Here is a 15670-nt window from a genome sequence, read left to right as displayed (position 1 = left end):
TGGGTGGTGATACCCCGCGGGCTCCCGATGCACCCCGTCCCGGGGGGCACGACACAGCAACTTCTACAAGACTGTAGATTTTACTCACGCATGACCATCACGCATGACCATCGCTTCACACATGGAGGAGACCCTCATGGCGCTGTGGGACCGGATCAAGGATTCCGCCCAGACGATGCAGACCCAGCTCGTCGCCAAGAAGAACGACCTCAAGAGCGGCGCCTTCCGGGACGCGAGCATGGCGATGTGCGCCCTGGTGGCCGCCGCCGACGGCACCGTCGACCCGACCGAGCGCCGGCGGGTCGCCCAGCTCATCGCGACCAACGAGGTGCTGCAGAACTTCGCCGCGGACGATCTGCAGCGCCGCTTCGACGGCTACCTCGACAAGCTGACCGCCGACTTCGACTTCGGCAAGGTCAGCGTGCTCCAGGAGGTCGGCAAGGTGAAGAAGAAGCCGACCGAGGCGCGGGCCGTCATCCAGATCGGCATCGTCATCGGCGGCGCGGACGGGGACTTCGACAAGACGGAGCAGGCGCTGGTGCGCGAGGTGTGCTTCGCCCTGGGCATCGCGCCGGCCGAGTTCGATCTCTGACCCGCGCGGTCCGGGCCCCCGGGCACGCGCGCCGGCCGGCCTCCGGCGGGCGGGAGCGGCTCCGGGCTCCGGGCGGGCGGGAGCGGTTCCGGTCCGGGCGGGCGGAAGAGGCGCGGCGGCCCGGCGGCGGCCGCGCCTCCCCCGCCCGTGCGCGAAGCGCTCAGACGTTGACGCCGAAGTCCGCGGCGATGCCCGCCAGGCCGGACGCGTACCCCTGGCCCACCGCGCGGAACTTCCACTCCGCACCGTGCCGGTAGAGCTCACCGAAGACCATCGCGGTCTCGGTCGAGGCGTCCTCGCTCAGGTCGTAGCGGGCCAGCTCGGTCCCGTCCGCCTGGTTGACGACGCGGATGAAGGCGTTGCGGACCTGGCCGAAACTCTGCCCCCGGCTCTCCGCGTCATGGATCGACACCGGGAAGACGATCTTCGCGATGTCGGCGGGCACGGCCGACAGGTTGACGTTGAGGGACTCGTCGTCCCCCTCGCCCTCACCGGTCAGGTTGTCGCCGGTGTGCTCCACCGAGCCGTCGGGGCTGGTGAGGTTGTTGTAGAAGACGAAGTGCGCGTCCGAGGCGACCTTGCCCGCCTCGGTGCACAGCAGCGCGCTGGCGTCCAGGTCGTAGTCGGCGCCCGTCGTCGTCCGTACGTCCCAGCCGAGGCCGACCGTGACCGCGGTCAGTCCGGGCGCTTCCTTCGACAAAGAGACGTTGCCGCCCTTGGCCAGCGAGACTCCCATGGCTTCCTCCAGGTGTTGCCTGCGTTCCGGGATCGGCCAAAATCTACAGGAGTGTAGAAGCAGGGGGGCCGAGTCTGCGGCGTCGGGCTACAGGCCGGTCTCCGACCGCCCGGATCCAGCCACTCGGCGGCCGGCCACGCCGTAAAATGCCCCGATGTCCCGGCCAGCGGGACCCGGCGTGATGGGAGGCGACGGCATGGGCGGCAAGCCCTTCGGGAAGGCGCCGGGCGCTGGGGGTGCCCGCCGGCGCGGACAGGGCGAGCTGGAGGCCCAGGTGCTGGCCGCGCTGCACCACGCACCGGGTCCGGCGTCCGCCGCCTGGGTGCAGGAACGGCTCGGCGGCGACCTCGCGTACACGACGGTGATGACGATCCTGTCCCGGCTGCACGCCAAGCAGGCCGTCACCCGCGAGCGGTCCGGCCGCGCCTATCTGTGGACCCCGGCCGCCGACGAGGCCGGGCTCGCCGCACTGCGGATGCGCCGCGTCCTGGACGGCGAGCCGGACCGCGACGCCGTACTGACCAGCTTCGTCTCCGCGCTCTCGGCGCACGACGAGCAGCTGCTGCGCACCCTCCTCGACCGCGCCACGACCGGCGACGGCGAGGGCGACCCGGCCGACGCCCCGGCCACGGCCGCGGAACCGCCCGCGGCCCCCGCCCGGCACCGCCCCTCGGACGAAGCGCGCGGAGGCTGACCGGTGGGCGTCTTCGTGTTCCTGCCGCTCGTCCTGCCGCTCACCGCGCTGCCGATCGCCCGGCTCGCGGAGCAGCACCTCCACCCGCGCGTCACCACCCGCCTGCTGACCCTGCTCGCCACCGTCCTGGGCGTGTGCAGCACCCTGTGCCTGGCGCTGCTGATGGTCGTCGGCACCGCCCAGTTGCCCGGCAATCCGCTGCCCGACGGCTGGTCGGACCCCGAGGTGCGGGCCGCGGTCCCGTACGCCGAGGTGGCCGGCGCCGCCGCGATCCCGCTGCTGGCCGCCGCGCTCACCGTCTGCGCCGCCGCGCTGCGCCGGCACCGCCGGATCCGGGCCCGTACGCACCGCGCGCTGGACGTCCTGCCCGCCGGGGCCGACCCCGCGGTGCTGCCCGACGACGATCCGTACGCCTACGCCGTGCCCGGCACCCCGGCCCGCCCCGGCCGCCCCGCCAGGCCCGGCCGGATCGCGGTCTCCCGCGGCATGCTGCGCAGCCTGGACGGCGATGAGCGGCGCGCCCTGTTCGCCCATGAGCGCGCGCATCTGCGCTGCCACCACCACCGCTACCTGCTCGCGGTACGCCTGGCCGGCTGCGTCAACCCGCTGCTGCTGCCGCTGCGCTCCGCGGTCGCCTTCGCCACCGAGCGCTGGGCGGACGAGGAGGCGGCACGGGTGGTCGGCGACCGGCGGCTGACCGCGCGCGCCGTGGGCCGGGCCGCACTGATCTCGCGGCCCGGACCGGCTCCGGAACTGGCCCACTTCGCGGCGCCCGCACCGGGTCCGGTGCCGCGCCGGGTGGCGGCGCTGCTCGGGCCCGTGCCGTCGGCCCGGCACTGGCCACCGGCGCTGACCCCGGCGGGCCTGGCGGCGCTGATGGCCGCTGCGGGCACGGCCGCCTCCGCGCTCTCCGCGCTCAATGCGGCGGTGGCGCTGTTCCTCGTCCTCAAGGCGGCGACACCGCTCTGACGGGGCCGCCCGCGGAGGTGGCCGACGGTCTCCGCTCGGCGATGCGGTCGCCGGTCCGGTCGGCGGTCCGGGCTGCGATGCGGTCGCCGGTCCGATCACCGGTGCGGTGGCCGGCCCCCTCACCCGCGTACGGCCGGCGGACCGGGCCGGACACGCCAGAGTGCGCCCGGTTCGCCGTTCCCGGGGCAGCGAGCCCGCTCTAGCGGCACACTGATCTCTGGCCCTCACCGGGGACGCCCGCGGACCGCTGTGAGCGGTGGCATAACCGGCAACTTCTACAACCTTGTAGACGCACCGGTAGAGTTGCGCGGACATATGCGCAACAGGCGCGTCCGGAGGGGGAGATGGCGACGAGGTGCGGACTCCTGAGCTGGGACTGCCCGCCTCCAGAGGCGGAGGTGCGATGGGTCTATCAGCCCGTGGAGGTCCAATACCCGGACGGCACATGGGAGTTGGGCCGCATCAGCGCCTGGTGGACCGACGATGCGGGCGAGCTGTGGTGCCGGCTGCGCACGCTTCCCGGCGGCGCGGGTCCGCAGTGGCATCACTACGACCCCGACTCCATCCGGCTCCTGCCGAGCACGGGCATCTGACCCGCTGCCTGCGCCGGTTGCCGCTGAGGCCGGCCTCGGGCGCGGTTTCACGTGAAACCGTGCCGTCCCCCGCACAGCATCATTCGCACCATCCGCACCGCTCGCATCACCAGCAACAGAAGGACCAGAAGGGCCATCGGCGTGCATGACAGGCAGACGCACCAGAAGACGGCCCGACGGGGCGGCGGCGCCCCCCGCTCGTTGCGTACCGATGACGGCTCGCGTACCCGTGGCGACGACTCGCGCACCGGCGGCGACGGCTCCCGGGCGGTCCGCGACGGCTCCCGGGCGTCCGGTGCCGCGTCCCGCCGTAGGTCCGCCGGCTCCTCCCGCGCGGCCGGCGGGTCCCGGCGGGCGGCCGGCACGGGGAAGGTGCGGATGACCCGCCGCGGGCGCATCGTCGCCTGGACCGGCGGCGCGCTCGGCGTGCTGCTGCTCGGCGCGGCGGGTGTCGGCGTCTGGGCCTATGTCCAGCTGGACGGCAACATCCGCGGCACGGACATCAGCATCGACGGCAAGCGGCCGACCAACCTCAGCCCCGGCTCCAAGAACATCCTGCTCGTCGGCTCCGACAGCCGCGCCGGCGCCAACGCCAAGTACGGCAAGGACCTGACCACCATGCAGTCGGACACGCTGATGGTGCTGCACATCGCGGCCAACCACGAGTGGGCCACCGCGCTGTCCTTCCCCCGCGACTCCTGGGTGCAGATCCCCTCCTGCACCCGCGGCAACGGCACGAAGTCGTCCCCGCACCACTTCAAGATCAACGAGGCGTTCTCGATCGGCGGCGACTCCGGCGACATCTCCAAGGCGGCCGCCTGCACCATCAAGACCGTCGAGCGGAACACCGGACTGCGCATCGACAACTTCGCCTCGATCGACTTCCAGGGCTTCAAGGGCATGGTCAACGCCCTGGACGGCATCGAGGTCTGTCCCAAGCACGCCATCCACGACAAGAAGGCCCACCTCGACCTGGAGGCGGGCTGCCAGACCGTACGGGACGAGAAGGCGCTCGGGTACGTGCGTACCCGCTACAGCGTCGGTGACGGCTCCGACCTGGGGCGCATCGGACGCCAGCAGGAGTTCATGAAGGCGCTGGGCAAAAAGGCGCAGGAGAAGCTGACCAGCCCCGGGGCTCTCTACAACTTCCTCGACTCCGCGACCAAGTCCGTGACCACCGACAGGGATCTGGACAGCATCGACGCGCTCACCGACCTCGCCTCGACGGTCAAGGACATCCCCAGCGACCGCCTCACCTTCGTGACCGTGCCCAACTACTACCGCGAGGCCGACGTCCCCACCGACAAGGCCAATGTGGTCTGGCAGTATCCGCAGGCCGGCCAGCTGTTCAGCGACCTCGCCCATGACCGCGAGCTCGGCGCGGCCGGGAAGAAGCGGCTCGCCGAGGCCGCGAAGAACCCCGTCACCGCGCACTCCGTCCAGGTCCGCGTCCTCAACGGCACCGGCACCCCCGGCCAGGCCGCCTCGGCCGCCGAGCAGCTGCGCAAGCTCGGTTTCACGGTCATCGCCACCGGCAACGCCCCGGCGACCGACAGGACCGCTCTCACCTACCCCGCGGGGCTCGCGGTCCAGAGCGAGGTGCTCGCCGCCCACCTGTCCGGCGCCAAGGCGACCGAGTCGGCCGGCGCGGCACCGGGGGCGGTGACGCTGACGATCGGGCCGGACTTCGCGGCGAAGTTCGGCGGCTAGGGGCGGGTGAGGACGTGCGGTGAGTGCGGACGTGCGGTGAGTGCGGACGTGCGGCGGGGGCGTGCGGCGGCAGCCCGCCGCCGCACGTCGTCGCGCATCGCCTCGGGGCGGCCGCCGTCGCGCAGGTCGTAGGCCGTCAGATCCGCAGGTGCTCCACCGGCCGGGCCGTGTGCACCTCGATGTCGTGCGCGGCCCGCTGCACCAGCTGATGGCTGAGGTCCGACATCGCCCGGGCCACCGCCAACTCGTCCCCGATGGCCGGGACGTTCTCGTCGGCGGGGTTGCAGCGAGCCGTTCCCTGGCCGACCATCTGCCCGCCCTCCTTGCCGCGCAGCCTGGCCTCGGCCCTGACCTCGCTGTCGGTCTCGGTGATGGTGATCTCGGCATTCCATGTCTTCGTGGTCACCGGAAGCCTCCTCATACGCCCCATACGCAGCACAGGACCTGCCCCCACCAAAATCGTCGCACCACCGCCGACGGGCCGCACCTGGGGATCACCGCACCTCAAGTGTGGGGTTTTCCCCATGGTGGGGGCCGCGGCGGGCGACCTAGCCTGAGGTTCGTGGCGCCGGAAGGGGACCGGGCCGCCCACCTCAGCAACTTTCCAGCACATCGGGGGACTTCATGAGCAAGCGCGTCCGCGTCGTCGCGACCGTCGCGATGGTCTGCGTCGGGGCGTGGGGCCTCGGCGCCTGCGGCCTGTCGCCGGCCGAGACCTTCAAGGACGACGCCGTGGTGTCGAAGAAGATCACCGCCATCCGGCTCGACGGCGACTCCGGCGGGCTCACGGTGCACGGCGGCAAGGGTGGCGGTGCGGGCGACGCCACGGTGTCGGTCCACCGCTCGGTCAGCTACCACGGCGACCGGCCGGAGGGTGCGACGCACCGCGTCGAGGACGGCGTGCTGGTGCTCGGGGACTGCGGCGACGACTGCACGGTGGACTACACGCTCGAGGTGCCGGCGGGCATAGCGGTGAGCGGGGAGACCTCGAACGGCTCGGTGAACCTGAGCAAGGTGGGCGCGGTGAACGTGACCACCAGCTCCGGGGAGGTCGAGCTGGACGGCGTCACCGGCCCGGTCGACGTACGGACCTCCAACGGCCAGATCACCGGACGCGGCCTGTCGGGCAGGCACATCGACGCCGAGACCTCCAACGGGCGCATCGAGCTGTCCCCCGCCACCGCGCAGAACATCCGGGCGAAGACGTCCAACGGCTCCGTCACGGTGAAGGTGCCGAAGGGCCCCTACCGAATATCCGCCCAGACCAGCAGCGGCGACAAGAACATCGACGTGGCGAGCGACCCGGCGGCGACCGGCGTGTCCGCCCGCCAGCCGGCGCTCAGTCCTCGCCCTCCAGCTCGCCCTCCGTCTCCAGGAAGGCCTCGCGCAGGGCTGCCAGCGTCTCGGCGTCCGGCTTCTCCCACATGCCGCGGGATTCGGCCTCCAGGAGGCGTTCGGCGATGCCGTGCAGGGCCCAGGGGTTGGCCTCCTGGAGGAAGGCGCGGTTCTCGGGGTCCAGGACGTAGGTCTGCGCGAGCTTGTCGTACATCCAGTCGGCGACCACACCCGTGGTGGCGTCGTAGCCGAACAAGTAGTCCACGGTCGCGGCGAGTTCGAAGGCGCCCTTGTAGCCGTGGCGGCGCATCGCCTCGATCCAGCGGGGGTTGACCACCCGGGCGCGGAAGACCCGGGAGGTCTCCTCGACGAGGGTGCGGGTGCGGACCGTCTCGGGCCGGGTGGAGTCGCCGATGTACGCCTCGGGGGCCTTGCCCTTGAGCGCCTTGACGGTGGCGACCATGCCTCCGTGGTACTGGAAGTAGTCGTCGGAGTCGGCGATGTCGTGTTCGCGGGTGTCGGTGTTCTTGGCCGCGACCGCGATCCGCTTGTAGGCGGTCTCCATCTCGTCACGGGCCGGGCGGCCTTCCAGCCCGCGGCCGTAGGCGTAGCCGCCCCACACGGTGTAGACCTCGGCGAGGTCCGCGTCCGTGCGCCAGTCGCGGGAGTCGATCAGCTGGAGCAGGCCCGCGCCGTAGGTCCCCGGGCGGGAGCCGAAGATCCGGGTGGTGGCGCGGCGTTCGTCGCCGTGCGCGGCCAGGTCCGCCTGGGCGTGGGCCCGTACGAAGTTCTCGGAAGCGGGCTCGTCGAGGGAGGCGGCCAGCCGTACGGCGTCGTCCAGCAGGCCGATGACGTGCGGGAAGGCGTCCCGGAAGAAGCCCGAGATGCGCAGCGTGACGTCGATGCGGGGGCGGCCCAGCTCGGTGAGCGCGATCGGCTCCAGGCCCGTGACACGGCGCGAGGCGTCGTCCCAGACGGGGCGGATGCCCAGCAGTGCGAGGGCCTCGGCCACGTCGTCGCCGCTCGTGCGCATCGCGCTGGTGCCCCACAGGGAGAGGCCGACGGACTGCGGCCATTCGCCGTTGTCGGTGCGGTAGCGCGTCAGGAGGGAGTCGGCCAGTGCCTGGCCGGTCTCCCAGGCGAGCCGGGAGGGGACGGCCTTGGGGTCGACGGAGTAGAAGTTGCGGCCCGTCGGCAGGACGTTGACCAGTCCGCGCAGCGGGGAGCCGGAGGGTCCGGCCGGGACGAAACCGCCGCTGAGCGCGTGGACGGCGTGGTCGATCTCGTCGGTGGTGGCGGCGAGGCGCGGCACGACCTGGCGGGCGGCGAAGTCGAGGATGGCGGCGACCGCGTCCGGGTGGCCGTCGGCGACACGGGCCACCGCGTCCGGGTCCCAGTCCGCGTCCTCCATCGCCTGGACCAGGGCGCGGGCCGTCTCCTCGGCCTCGTCGGCGGTCGTGCGGGTCGCGGCGGACTCGTCGAGGCCGAGCGCCTCGCGCAGACCGGGGAGGGCCTGTGTGCCGCCCCAGATCTGCCGGGCCCGCAGGATGGCGAGCACGAGATTGACCCGGGCCTCACCGGTGGGCGCGCCGCCCAGGACGTGCAGACCGTCGCGGATCTGGGCGTCCTTGACCTCGCACAGCCAGCCGTCGACATGCAGCAGGAAGTCGTCGAAGCCCTCGTCGTCGGGGCGTTCGTCCATCCCCAGGTCGTGGTCGAGCTTGGCGGCCTGGATCAGCGTCCAGATCTGGGAGCGGATCGCGGGCAGCTTGGCCGGGTCCATGGAGGAGATCGCCGCGTACTCGTCGAGGAGCTGCTCCAGGCGCGCGATGTCGCCGTAGGACTCGGCGCGGGCCATCGGCGGGACGAGGTGGTCGACGAGGGTCGCGTGGACCCGGCGCTTGGCCTGGGTGCCCTCTCCCGGGTCGTTGACCAGGAAGGGGTAGATGAGCGGAAGGTCGCCGAGGGCGGCGTCCGGGCCGCAGGCGGCGGACAGGCCCGCGTTCTTGCCGGGCAGCCACTCCAGGTTGCCGTGCTTGCCCAGGTGGACCATGGCGTCGGCGCCGAAGCCGCCGTCCTCCTGGGAGGCCGCGATCCAGCGGTAGGCCGCCAAGTAGTGGTGCGAGGGGGGCAGATCGGGGTCGTGGTAGATCGCGATCGGGTTCTCGCCGAAGCCGCGCGGCGGCTGGATGAGGATGAGCAGATTGCCGCGGCGCAGGGCGGCCAGGACGATGTCGCCGTCGGGGTCGCGGCCCGGCTCGCCCGCGTGGCTGCGGTCGAGGAACATCTCGCCCGGCGCCGGCCCCCAGTGCTCCTCGACGGAGTCGCGCAGCTCCTGCGGCAGCGTGGCGTACCAGCGCCGGTAGTCCGCGGCCGGGATGCGGACCGGGTTGCGGGACAGCTGCTCCTCGGTGAGCCACTCCTGGTCGTGACCGCCGGCCTCGATGAGGGCGTAGATCAGCTCGTCGCCGTCGCCGGATTCCAGGCCGGGTACGGGCTCGGCGGTCTCGTCGCCGAAGTCGTAGCCGTCCGCCCGGAGGCGGCGCAGCAGGGCGACCGCGCTGGCCGGGGTGTCCAGGCCGACGGCGTTGCCGATGCGGGAGTGCTTGGTCGGGTAGGCCGAGAGCACCAGCGCCAGGCGCTTCTCGCCGGCCGGGATGTGCCGCAGCCGGGCGTGGCGCACGGCGATGCCGGCGACCCGGGCGGCGCGTTCGGGGTCGGCGACGTAGACCGGCAGGCCGTCCTCGTCGACCTCCTTGAAGGAGAACGGGACGGTGATCAGGCGCCCGTCGAACTCGGGGACGGCGATCTGGCTGGCGGCGTCCAGCGGGGACAGGCCCTCGTCGTTCTCCTCCCAGGCGCTGCGCGACCCGGTCAGGCACAGGGCCTGGAGGATCGGCACGTCGAGCGCGGCGAGCGCGCCCGCGTCCCAGGACTCGTCGTCGCCGCCGGCGGACGCCTCGGCGGGCTTGGTGCCGCCCGCGGCCAGGACGGTGGTGACGATCGCGTCGGCCGGGCGGAGGGCGTCGATCAGCTCCGGCTCGGGTGCGCGCAGCGAGGCGACGAAGAGCGGGCGGGCACGGCCGCCGGCCGCCTCGATCTGCTCGCACAGGGTCCGCACGAAGGCGGTGTTGCCGCTCATGTGGTGGGCGCGGTAGTAGAGCACGGCGACCAGCGGGCCGCTGTCGTTGCGGCTCTCCCAGTCGAGGGGGCCCCAGCTGGGTGCGGCGGCCGGCGACTCGAAGCCGTGGCCGGTCAGCAGGACGGTGTCGGAGAGGAAGCGGGCGAGCTGGTCGAGGTTGGCGGGGCCGCCGTGCGCGAGGTAGGCGTGCGCCTCGGCCGCGATGCCGACCGGGACCGTGGACTGCTCCATGAGCTGGGCGTCGGGGGCCTGTTCGCCGGTGAGCACGACGACCGGCCGGTGCTGGTCCTCGGCGAGCAGCAGGTCCAGCCCCTCCTGCCAGGCGCGGATGCCGCCGAGGAGGCGTACGACGACGAGGTCGGTGCCCTCCAGCAGTGCGGGCAGCTCGGCCACGTCGAGGCGGGCGGGGTTGGCGAGGCGGTACGGCACCGGGCCCGTGGCCGCGCGGGCGCTGAGCAGGTCGGTGTCGGAGGTCGACAGCAGCAGAAGCATGCGAGCGCAGGCCTTCCTCGGGGTGTCCGCGCCCCGGGTGGTCGTATGGACGGCGGGAGTTCCTGGCTCACCCGGCACCGGCCGGGTTCACAGTGGCGGGACCGCGCCGGATTCTCACCGGGCTTCCTCCCTTGGGCCGTAGGCCCGGCGCCGTCGCTGGCGTCCGGTGGGCCAGCCGACCCACCGACCTGCATAGTAAGGGCTGCGGGCGGCCGAGGTAAGCGGGCCCGGGGACCGGCCGTCACGAACCGCCCCGCTCCGCCACGGCCGGGGCCGCGGTCGTGTGCGTGGCCGGTCGGCGACCGGTCCGTGGCCGGATCCGCCCCGGATCGGCCGCCCGGCGTCGTGGGTATGCTCGCCGCCATGCCGCCCTCCCCCTCGATCCGGCCCCAGGGGTCCGAACCGCCCATACGGGACCGCGGTGACGCCTGCCCGGGGGCGCTGCGGCTGCACCCGGCGGCCGATGGCCGGCTGGCCCGAGTGCGGTTGCCCGCAGGTGACTTGACGGCGCGTCAGGCCGATGCGCTGGCCGACGCCGCGGACGCTCTCGGGGACGGCCGGCTCTCCCTGACGTCCCGGGGGAACGTGGAACTGCGCGGGCTCGCCGAGGGCTGCGGCGGCCGGCTCGCCGGTCTGCTGCGCGACGCCGGTCTGCTGCCCTCCGAGCACCACGAACGCATCCGCAACATCCTCGCCTCCCCGCTGGCCGGGCTCGACCGGCACACCCCTGCTGACGTGCGGTTGTGGGCCCGTGACCTGGACTCTTCGCTCTGCGCGAGCCGGTCCGCGACCGCGCTGTCCGGCCGTTTCCTCTTCGTCCTGGACGACGGACGCGGCGATGTGGCGGCGCTCGGCGGGGATGTGAGCTTGGTCGCAGAACCACCCGCGGTGGCCGGCCGGGCCGGCGCAGGCACCGGTGGCGCCGCGCTGCTGCGGGTCGGTGACGATCCGGCGGCCCTGCGGATCGCCGGCCCGGACGCACCGCGCGCCGCGCTCACCGCCGCCCTGGCGTTCCTGGACGCCGCCGCGGCGAGCGGCAGCGGCGCCTGGCGGATCCGCGAACTGCCGGACGGCCACGCGCTGACGGCCCGGCACGTCGCCGAGCGGCTACGGGCGGCGGGCATCGCGGCCGAGCACGTGGCGGACGGGACGGGGGCGTTGCGCGCGGTGGCCGCGTACGCCGATAGGTTTCCCGACTCCTCCGCTCCGGGAGTGGTCGAGGGCTCCGACGGCCGCCGCGCCCTGTGCGTGCTGGCCCCGTTGGGCCGGCTGAGCACCGCCCAGTGGCGCCTGCTCACCGCCGTCGCCGCCCAGGACGGCACCGGCACGCTGCGCCTGACGCCCTGGCGCGGCATCGTCCTGCCCGGCCTGCCGGCCGCCGCGGCCACCGCCCGGTCGGCCGAAGCGTCCGCCGTCGGCCTGGTCACCGACCCGTCCTCCCCCTGGCACCGCCTCGGCGCGTGCACCGGCCGCCCCGGCTGCGCCAAGTCCCTTACCGACGTCCGCGCGGACGCCGCGGCCGCGGTCGCCGCGGGCGCGCGGACACCGGACGGCGGCCCTGCCGCCGGGGCGGGCGGGGCGCCCGTCCACTGGTCCGGCTGCGAGCGCCGCTGCGGCCACCCTCACGGCACTTGGGTCGACGTCCTGGCAACGCCGGACGGCTACCAGATATCGGTCGTACGGCCGGATGCACCACCAGCAACGCAAGAAACGAGGCCCCAGTGACCGCCTTCGACTACGAGAAGGACGGTGCGGCGATCTACCGCCAGTCCTTCGCCACGATCCGCGCCGAGGCGGACCTCGCCGGGCTGCCCGCCGACGTCAGTCGGGTGGCGGTCCGGATGATCCACGCCTGCGGCATGGTCGACCTCGTACGCGATCTGGCGTTCACCCCCGAGGTGGTGGCCAACGCCCGCAAGGCGCTGCGCGCCGGTGCGCCGATCCTGTGCGACGCCAACATGGTCGCCAGCGGCGTCACCCGCAAGCGGCTGCCGGCCGACAACGAGGTGCTGTGCACGCTCGCCGACCCGTCGGTGCCGGAACTGGCCGCCCGGATGGGCACCACCCGCAGCGCCGCCGCGCTGGAGCTGTGGCGCGACCGCATGGAGGGCGCCGTGGTGGCCGTCGGCAACGCGCCCACCGCGCTCTTCCGCCTGCTCGAAATGATCGAGGAGGGGGCACCCCGCCCCGCCGCCGTCCTCGGCATACCCGTCGGCTTCATCGGCGCGGCGGAGTCCAAGGACGCGCTGATCGCCCATCCGTCGAAGCTGGACCACATCGTGGTGCGCGGCCGCCGGGGCGGCAGCGCCATGGCCGCGGCCGCGATCAACGCCCTGGCAAGCGAGGAAGAGTAAGCGTGAGCGAGCAGCAGCTGACCGGTCGCCTCTACGGCGTGGGCCTCGGCCCCGGTGACCCGTCCCTGATGACCGTACGTGCCGTCCAGGTCATCGCCGCGGCCGACGTCATCGCGTACCACAGCGCCCGGCACGGACGCTCCATCGCACGTGCGATAGCCGCCGAGCACCTGCGCGCCGACCACATCGAGGAGGCGCTGGTCTACCCGGTCACCACCGAGTCCACCGACCACCCCGGCGGCTACCGCGGTGCGCTCGACGAGTTCTACGAGGAGGCCGCGGGCCGCCTCGCCGTCCACCTCGACGCCGGCCGCACGGTCGCCGTCATCTCCGAGGGCGACCCGCTCTTCTACGGCTCCTACCAGCACATGCACAAGCGGCTGGCGCACCGGTACCCGACCGAGGTGATCCCCGGAGTCACCTCGATCAGCGCCGCCGCGGCCCGCCTGGGCAAGCCGCTCGCCGAGGCCGACGAGGTCCTGACGATCCTGCCCGGCACGCTCCCGGAGGAGGAGCTGACCGCCCGCCTGGCCTCGACCGACACCGCGGTCGTCATGAAGCTGGGCCGCACCTTCCCCACCGTCCGCCGGGCGATGGAACGTTCCGGCCGCCTCGCCGAGGCCCACTACGTCGAGCGCGCCACGATGTCCGGCGAACGCACGGACAAACTGGCCGACATCGACTCCGACACCGTCCCCTACTTCTCGGTCTCGGTCGTCGCCAGCCGCGTCGCGGAGCAGTCCTACCAGGCTCCGGCGGCAGCACCGGCCCCCGCCGCCGAGCCCTCCGGCCCCGGTGAGGTCGTGGTCGTCGGCACCGGCCCGGCCGGCCCCCTGTGGCTCACCCCGGAGTCCCGCGGCGCCCTCGCCGCCGCGCAGGACCTCGTCGGCTACACCACCTACCTCGACCGCGTCCCGGTACGCCCCGGGCAGCGCCGCCACGGCTCCGACAACAAGGTCGAGTCCGAACGCGCCGAACTCGCCCTGGACCTGGCCCGCCGCGGCCGGCGGGTGGCCGTGGTCTCCGGCGGCGACCCGGGCGTCTTCGCCATGGCCACCGCCGTCCTCGAAGTCGCCTCCCAGGACCCCTACCGCTCCGTGCCGGTACGCGTCCTGCCCGGCGTCACCGCCGCCAACGCGGCCGCCGCCCGCGCCGGCGCCCCGCTCGGCCACGACTACGCGGTCATCTCCCTCTCCGACCGCCTCAAGCCCTGGGAGGTCATCGCGGCCCGCCTCCGCGCCGCCGCGGGCGCCGACCTGGCCCTCGCCCTGTACAACCCCGGCTCCCGCAGCCGCACCTGGCAGGTCGCCAAGGCCCGCGAACTCCTCCTGGAACACCGAGCCCCGGACACCCCGGTCATCCTCGCCCGCGACATCGGCGGCCCCGAGGAGTCGGTTCGCACGGTCGCCCTGACCGACCTGGACCCGAACCAGGTCGACATGCGGACCCTCCTGATCATCGGCTCGTCCCAGACCCAGGTCGTGCGACGCGACGACGGACGGGACGAGGACGTGGTGTGGACACCGCGGAGGTATCCGGAGGAGTAGGGGTAGCCGGGGCCGGAGGTCCGCTCAGCAGCCCGGTATCCGGCCGATCTCGTGCCGGTCGGCCTTCACCGCATCGATGAAGGCCGACCAGGCCCCGGCCGGGAAGAGCAGCACCGGACCGGCGGGGTTCTTGCTGTCGCGGACGGGGATGGTGGTGGCCAGACCGTCCGCGACCTCGATGCAGTTGTGTTCTCCGCCGTCGCTGTAGCTGCTCTTGCGCCACACTGCGCTGTCCAGGTCCGGGATCGTCTTCATGGCGTGCTGTCCTCCACCAACTGCCGGATGAATGCTGCGGAATCGGACGGCTGGAGTGCCGCGTCTCGGAGCCGATCGTAAGACAGCCGGTATCGCGCGATTTCCTCCGGCTCTTCGACCAGTTCGCCTGACTTGTTGCCTTCCAAGTGGGCGACAGCGCTCCCGTCCGCCATCCATAGGATCGAGAGCGAGCCACCCATCAGGTTATGCACGCCAGCAGCGAACGGAAGCACCTGGATGGCCATGTGCGGGGCCTCCGCAGCCTCCGCGATACGAGCCAGTTGGTCATGCCAGATCCCGGCGTCGAGCGCCGGACGCCGCAGCGCCGACTCGTCAAGGATGATCCGGATGCCGGGCGGGCGGTCACGCCTGAGCAGTTCTTGCCTGCCCAGGCGGGCCGCGACGGCTTCTTCCAGCCTGTCTGGACTTATGGGCGTCGGCGAGGACGACAACACCACCCGCGCGAAGTCCTCGGTCTGCAACAGCCCAGGAACACTGATCGTGTACGAGTGCAAGATCGTTGCCTTGGCCTCGTACTGCATGAAAAGCCGGTACTTGCTCTTGAACGCATCCAGCCGCGCCAGCCTCCACAGCCGTACCAGCAGCTCACCCGTGCCGTACACCCGGTCCAGCGCCTCCATGACCGGGAGTTTGGAGAGGCGTTCGCCGGTCTCCAGGCGGTGGAGGTAGGTGCGGTCGTAGTTGGTCTCCTCGGCCAGCTGGGCCAGCGATCTGCCGGACGTCTCCCGTAACCGGCGGAGTTCGCAGGCGAGGACCCAGCGCGCGGAATCCTCGGTCTCGGAATTCTTTTCGACCATCTTCGAGTCCCTTGTTGTCCTTTCCCGCGACAACGCCGACCCCCCTTTCGCGAGCGGCGCAGGAGCGACAACTCTAGGGCCGTACACGGCAATTGGCAGCCTAGTCAGGACTCGAACGGAGAAGAGAAGGAATGGGAAATGTGGAGCGTGGCTCGGCGGCCGAGCTGATCAAGGACGCCGAGCTGGCCCGGGACGAGTTGCGCACAGCGCTGCAAGGGGCGGGGATCACGCTGCCGTCGCTGTCGCTCGACGGAGTCTCGCTGGCCGGGGACTTTCCACGGCCGCTGGTGAGCCTGGGGCGTTGTACACCCGAACTCGCCCGACGGATCGCCGAGGCGCTGCGAAAGGGCGCGCCGTGAAAGACGAGGGCGGGAAGGGGGCGGAATCCTCGCCGCCGCACGGAAGGAATGCGGAGGAGGAACGGGAGGCGGCG

At 72.8% G+C, this 15670-nt stretch carries 14 protein-coding genes, 1 pseudogene and 1 riboswitch; of the genes and pseudogenes, 10 read left to right on the top strand and 5 right to left on the bottom strand.

The genetic code is table 11. From position 1 onward, the window contains the following. Window positions 1–136: 136 nt before the first annotated feature. Window positions 137–592, top strand: coding sequence for a tellurite resistance TerB family protein (locus tag AC0680_RS04405; protein WP_384424604.1), 456 nt, complete (start codon window positions 137–139; stop codon window positions 590–592). Between the two features lie 160 nt (window positions 593–752). Here the strand turns inward: AC0680_RS04405 and AC0680_RS04400 are convergent, their stop codons facing one another. After that, window positions 753–1328, bottom strand: coding sequence for a TerD family protein (locus AC0680_RS04400; RefSeq protein WP_478624786.1), 576 nt, complete (start codon window positions 1326–1328; stop codon window positions 753–755). 196 nt (window positions 1329–1524) lie between these two features. Here AC0680_RS04400 and AC0680_RS04395 point away from each other — a divergent pair, with 196 nt between their 5' ends. The 4 genes from AC0680_RS04395 (at window position 1525) to AC0680_RS04380 (ending at window position 5294) form a co-directional block, all read left to right on the top strand. Beyond that, window positions 1525–2022, top strand: coding sequence for a BlaI/MecI/CopY family transcriptional regulator (locus tag AC0680_RS04395; RefSeq protein ID WP_478625081.1), 498 nt, complete (start codon window positions 1525–1527; stop codon window positions 2020–2022). Window positions 2023–2025: 3 nt separating this feature from the next. After that, window positions 2026–2991 carry a M56 family metallopeptidase gene (locus AC0680_RS04390; protein WP_478624784.1) on the top strand — a complete coding sequence of 322 codons (966 nt, stop codon included), beginning with the start codon at window positions 2026–2028 and terminating at the stop codon, window positions 2989–2991. A gap of 419 nt (window positions 2992–3410) precedes the next feature. Then, on the top strand, window positions 3411–3584 hold the full coding sequence (locus AC0680_RS04385) for a hypothetical protein (RefSeq protein ID WP_478624782.1): 174 nt from the start codon (window positions 3411–3413) through the stop codon (window positions 3582–3584). 378 nt (window positions 3585–3962) lie between these two features. After that, on the top strand, window positions 3963–5294 hold the full coding sequence (locus AC0680_RS04380; RefSeq protein ID WP_478625078.1) for an LCP family protein: 1332 nt from the start codon (window positions 3963–3965) through the stop codon (window positions 5292–5294). A gap of 136 nt (window positions 5295–5430) precedes the next feature. On the opposite strand, the gene AC0680_RS04375 is transcribed toward AC0680_RS04380, so the two are convergent. Then, window positions 5431–5700 carry a DUF1876 domain-containing protein gene (locus tag AC0680_RS04375; protein ID WP_478624781.1) on the bottom strand — a complete coding sequence of 90 codons (270 nt, stop codon included), beginning with the start codon at window positions 5698–5700 and terminating at the stop codon, window positions 5431–5433. Between the two features lie 218 nt (window positions 5701–5918). On the opposite strand from AC0680_RS04375, the pseudogene AC0680_RS04370 reads away from it, so the two are divergent. After that, a pseudogene (locus AC0680_RS04370) lies at window positions 5919–6527 on the top strand (DUF4097 family beta strand repeat-containing protein); the annotation flags it as partial. Window positions 6528–6633: 106 nt separating this feature from the next. Here the strand turns inward: AC0680_RS04370 and cobN are convergent. Beyond that, entirely contained in the window at window positions 6634–10263 is a 3630-nt protein-coding gene (cobN, locus tag AC0680_RS04365; RefSeq protein WP_478624780.1) for a cobaltochelatase subunit CobN, read from the bottom strand. A gap of 48 nt (window positions 10264–10311) precedes the next feature. Further along, window positions 10312–10418, bottom strand: a riboswitch (cobalamin riboswitch). 208 nt (window positions 10419–10626) lie between these two features. Here cobN and cobG point away from each other — a divergent pair. The 3 genes from cobG to AC0680_RS04350 are packed head-to-tail and all read left to right on the top strand — an operon-like array spanning window position 10627 to window position 14164. Then, window positions 10627–11988: a precorrin-3B synthase gene (gene cobG, locus AC0680_RS04360; protein ID WP_478624778.1), complete on the top strand. Its 1362-nt coding sequence runs from the start codon at window positions 10627–10629 to the stop codon at window positions 11986–11988. Further along, window positions 11985–12617, top strand: coding sequence for a precorrin-8X methylmutase (locus AC0680_RS04355; RefSeq protein ID WP_399145961.1), 633 nt, complete (start codon window positions 11985–11987; stop codon window positions 12615–12617). The genes cobG and AC0680_RS04355 overlap by 4 nt, the downstream gene beginning before the upstream one ends. 2 nt (window positions 12618–12619) lie before the next feature. Further along, a complete protein-coding gene (locus tag AC0680_RS04350; RefSeq protein WP_478624776.1) occupies window positions 12620–14164 on the top strand; it encodes a precorrin-2 C(20)-methyltransferase in 1545 nt (514 codons plus the stop codon). A 24-nt stretch (window positions 14165–14188) separates the two neighbouring features. Here the strand turns inward: AC0680_RS04350 and AC0680_RS04345 are convergent, their stop codons facing one another. Both AC0680_RS04345 and AC0680_RS04340 read right to left on the bottom strand, forming a co-directional pair. Continuing rightward, window positions 14189–14419 (bottom strand): DUF397 domain-containing protein, encoded by a 231-nt coding sequence (locus tag AC0680_RS04345; protein WP_478624774.1) that lies wholly within the window; start codon window positions 14417–14419, stop codon window positions 14189–14191. Next, window positions 14416–15237: a helix-turn-helix domain-containing protein gene (locus AC0680_RS04340; protein ID WP_478624773.1), complete on the bottom strand. Its 822-nt coding sequence runs from the start codon at window positions 15235–15237 to the stop codon at window positions 14416–14418. Before AC0680_RS04340 ends, AC0680_RS04345 begins: the two co-directional genes overlap by 4 nt. A gap of 131 nt (window positions 15238–15368) precedes the next feature. Between AC0680_RS04340 and AC0680_RS04335 the strand changes: the two genes are divergently transcribed. Continuing rightward, window positions 15369–15596: a hypothetical protein gene (locus tag AC0680_RS04335; RefSeq protein ID WP_478624771.1), complete on the top strand. Its 228-nt coding sequence runs from the start codon at window positions 15369–15371 to the stop codon at window positions 15594–15596. Window positions 15597–15670 lie beyond the last annotated feature (74 nt).

This window comes from Streptomyces sp. NPDC043738 (genome assembly GCF_056436545.1).
This window is presented reverse-complemented; position numbering and strand designations above follow the sequence as displayed.

What these genes read in the sequence shown, in the direction of transcription:
- AC0680_RS04380 (WP_478625078.1), top strand. Translation starts at nt 3,963, where the DNA reads ATGACCCGCCGCGGGCGCATCGTCGCCTGGACCGGCGGCGCGCTCGGC.
- AC0680_RS04400 (WP_478624786.1), bottom strand. Translation starts at nt 1,328, where the DNA reads ATGGGAGTCTCGCTGGCCAAGGGCGGCAACGTCTCTTTGTCGAAGGAA.
- AC0680_RS04395 (WP_478625081.1), top strand. Translation starts at nt 1,525, where the DNA reads ATGGGCGGCAAGCCCTTCGGGAAGGCGCCGGGCGCTGGGGGTGCCCGC.
- AC0680_RS04340 (WP_478624773.1), bottom strand. Translation starts at nt 15,237, where the DNA reads ATGGTCGAAAAGAATTCCGAGACCGAGGATTCCGCGCGCTGGGTCCTC.
- cobN (WP_478624780.1), bottom strand. Translation starts at nt 10,263, where the DNA reads ATGCTTCTGCTGCTGTCGACCTCCGACACCGACCTGCTCAGCGCCCGC.
- AC0680_RS04345 (WP_478624774.1), bottom strand. Translation starts at nt 14,419, where the DNA reads ATGAAGACGATCCCGGACCTGGACAGCGCAGTGTGGCGCAAGAGCAGC.
- AC0680_RS04405 (WP_384424604.1), top strand. Translation starts at nt 137, where the DNA reads ATGGCGCTGTGGGACCGGATCAAGGATTCCGCCCAGACGATGCAGACC.
- cobG (WP_478624778.1), top strand. Translation starts at nt 10,627, where the DNA reads ATGCCGCCCTCCCCCTCGATCCGGCCCCAGGGGTCCGAACCGCCCATA.
- AC0680_RS04335 (WP_478624771.1), top strand. Translation starts at nt 15,369, where the DNA reads ATGGGAAATGTGGAGCGTGGCTCGGCGGCCGAGCTGATCAAGGACGCC.